Annotated in this window: 3 protein-coding genes; all 3 read left to right on the top strand. The window is 42.9% G+C overall.

Annotated elements, in window-relative coordinates; all coding sequences use genetic code 11:
• The coding region (locus tag Q0986_RS02280) for a hypothetical protein (RefSeq protein WP_299403040.1) at window positions 1–472 on the top strand (472 nt) is incomplete at its 5' end.
• A gap of 73 nt (window positions 473–545) precedes the next feature.
• Window positions 546–1,913, top strand: a complete 1,368-nt coding sequence (locus Q0986_RS02275; protein ID WP_366918493.1) for an MATE family efflux transporter — start codon at window positions 546–548, stop codon at window positions 1,911–1,913.
• Between the two features lie 260 nt (window positions 1,914–2,173).
• A complete protein-coding gene (locus tag Q0986_RS22840) occupies window positions 2,174–2,296 on the top strand; it encodes a transposase DNA-binding-containing protein (protein WP_366918492.1) in 123 nt (40 codons plus the stop codon).
• Window positions 2,297–3,444 lie beyond the last annotated feature (1,148 nt).

Genomic DNA, 3,444 nt, shown 5'->3' with positions numbered 1-3,444 from the left:
CTGGCGAGATGCCCATAACGATGATGGCCCTATCCTTGATTTGGATGACGAAATGGAGATGGTTCGGCAATCCATGGTGTTAGACGATGATCTAATTGCTGATCCTGACTCGGTGACTCGGCGAACATTGCCGAAAGAGGAGTGTGAGTCAATCATTGTGCTCCAGGATAAGGCATCCTTGCTGGAAGAGCTGGAGACTGAGTTAAGGGTGGAGCAACCCGATGAAGTCTTGCAAGTCTTGGAAGAGGAGGATGTTTCAGCTTGGGTGAATGCCATCTCAGCATACTTACAGCGTTCATCTGGAATGGTTTCTATGGCCGAGCTAATGCAGGGGCTACAGCTATCACTGATACCTGTCTGGTTTGGGATGCTATTAGGTGGATTTCAGTGTGAGCAACGGGGTGGGTTTTACGACCAGAATGTCTGGATTGAAACGGGTGTCTTGAACAGCCAGTCACCAAAGTCAAGATAGCCATAAGCCTCTCAAAACCCTTCATCCTAAAGGCATAAAGAATAGAAAATTAATGCAAGAATTTCCAGCAACTATGAAGCGAAACTTAACATCAGGCCTAGTAGGTTCTCAACTTGTGAAACTTTCTCTGCCAATGGCATGGGGTTTATTTGCTTTAATCGCATTTAACCTTGTTGATACCTACTTTGTAGGACAGCTGGGTACAACTCAGCTAGCAGCTATGAGCTTCACATTTCCAGTAGTTCTCACCTTAGGTAATCTAGCCTTTGGGTTAGGTATTGGGTCTACCTCCGTGATTGCGCGGGCCATTGGTGAAGGAGATATACGCCGTGTACAACGCTTTACCACCAATAGCCTAACTCTGGCTCTAACAGCAGTTTTTCTATTTGCTAGCGTAGGATTGTTCACCATCGATCCACTGTTTAAGGCGTTGGGCGCTGGCCCTGAAATCCTTCCCTTCATCCGTGAATATATGCGGATTTGGTATTTTGGTATCGTGTTTTTGGTAGTCCCCATGGTGGGTAACAGTGCCATTCGGGCAACCGGGAATACCTTAACCCCCAGCATTATCATGACTGTGGCTGCAGCTGCTAATATCCTGTTGGATCCGCTGCTAATAAATGGTGCATTGGGGTTTCCCCGATTGGAATTGCAAGGAGCAGCTCTGGCTACAGTGATAGCTCGGGCCATCTCATTAGTTGCCGCCTTGCTAGTGTTGCATTTCAAAGAGAATTTGCTGTCTACCCAAATTCCTACAATCCAGGAAACGCTTTGGTGCTGGCGTGACATATTGACAGTGGGGCTACCAGCTGCCGCTGCCAGCATGATCACACCAATATCAATTGGAGTAATTACCAGTTTTCTTGCTTCTCACGGGGCTGCACCTGTAGCTGCATTTGGCTTAGCCTCCAGGGTCGAGTCACTGGCTATGATTGCCGTCATGGCCTTGGCCTCTAGTATGGGACCTTTTGTTGGGCAAAACTGGGGGGCTCACAAAGTTGATCGGGTACGGCAGGCCCTCAGCCACGGCTATCGATTCTGCCTTGGTTGGGGGTTAATAATGGCGGTAGGGCTAGGACTGAGCGGGCGATCGCTAGCTGCAATTTTCAATCCAGATCCCAAGGTGATCGAAATCGCCGCTCAATATTTGTGGCTAGTACCCCTTAGTTATGGTGCTGCTGGGATGTTGCAGATAACCAGTTCTGCCTTTAATGCGATGGGCAAACCCATTCCATCAATTATGATTACTGGAACTCATATGGTGGGATGCTATATTCCCATGGCCTATATCGGCAGCCGTGTGGCTGAAGCGAAAGGTATCTTTTTGGCAGCAGCAACTGCCAACCTGATAGTTGGCTTTGGGGCCTATGTGTGGAGCCGAAGAACTTGTTTACAGCGTACGGAAACAGTATCAAATAATGCTGAAACTCAGAAAACTTAAGGGGGATTGAGAACAACTGTCAGAGCTGATTTCTAAAGAAGGTATAAAGCGAACAAGTTAGTTCAGAACTATGCAATAGCGTCTGTACATCTAGTCTAAACTACTATCTTGAATGTATGAGTCGACTCCCTGAGATTGCCCACAGTGACCGTCCTGACTTTTTACGGTAACTTCTAGAGCGCTTTCCCCCATTGCGTTTTTAGGGAATTGTTCTCCATTCAGCTACGATGACCAAGTCCTGAGTTTGGAGATTATCTAGAATGCAGACATGGTGGGAGAAAAATTTTGCAGAGTGTCAATTCAATGATCAGCGCTTGACATTTAGAAGTTCACTACTAGAAAGTTTTCTAGCCCAAACAACTAAATCATCACCTGCATATTGAAAGTTACCACTCAAAATCTTGACAGTAAATTGGCAATTTTCTACCTCCATTCCGCGAATGGGATGCCAGATCTGCTTTTGAAGAGGAGGTCGTTGTCCCCAGATGACCAATTCTAGCGGAATCCCAGAGCGGATACTCTTCCCCCGACCCCAGCACACCCGCCACAATTCTTTAGCAGTAGTGCAATATACTTTATAGTATTTTGACGGAGCAAAATACTGGTAAATATAACAATCCTCTCTTTCGTTTTTCGCTAGTGGATAATAACTATTTTCAGTCATCACTTGATGCACAAGCTGAGAATAAGGTGCGATAGGGTGAAGTTTAGCCGTGGAGGGCGATCCTTTCAACGCTGCTGTAGAAATTACTCCTCCTTGTTGCGCAATCAGTTGTACTGTATCGAAAAGGGGCTCTGTTCGTAGGTTTTGATTTGAAAGTAAGATCGGTTTCCCCTGTATAAAACTAGTTACAAAGGTGAAAATTATTTCGTTATCAGTGTAAATAGGATTAGAATATTTCGTGTTCATAATAAAATATCCTTGGAAGATTATCGCCAAATACTTATTTATCTAATAAAGAGAAATTTATATTCAAGATGACTATTTTATGATCAATAATATCGATTATTTATTTCACTTAAAGATAAAAATATTCTATTCTCCCTAGCAAGAAGAAAGTGCAAGGTTATTCTATGCATATAAAATAAAAGCTTGTTGTACTGGACGACAATTAAAGGGTCTGAATAACAATTTAATGGCAAAATAATAAATTAGGTGACGTTTGATTAGAGTTTATTGGTGTCTAACTATTGTGTCCTTTAGGTATGCTCTGAACTCAATAGGAAATGCATCCTCTGGTATTGATAGGATACGCTTCTTAAAGCTTTGAAGCTTTTAAAGGGCGAAATATAGCTTTTATGAAGACTTATAAGCTATTACCTTAAGCTGGACATCAGGTCACATAAGCTCAATGCTTTTTAGTAAGCTTAATAGTTGGATTAACAGTCTCTTTGCTTACTATTAACAAAGTAAAAAATATTATTTTCCTTGTTAACTAAATTAATACCTATGGTAGATAACTATTAGGGGGAAATAGGTTCGACTATCTGAGATTGGATAGACCTATTTTGGAAAATGTATACAGCAAGT

Source organism: Acaryochloris sp. IP29b_bin.148 (genome assembly GCF_028285565.1).
GTDB lineage: Bacteria > Cyanobacteriota > Cyanobacteriia > Thermosynechococcales > Thermosynechococcaceae > Acaryochloris.
The sequence above is the reverse complement of the archived record's forward strand: the minus strand, read 5'-3'. Positions and strand labels throughout refer to the sequence as shown.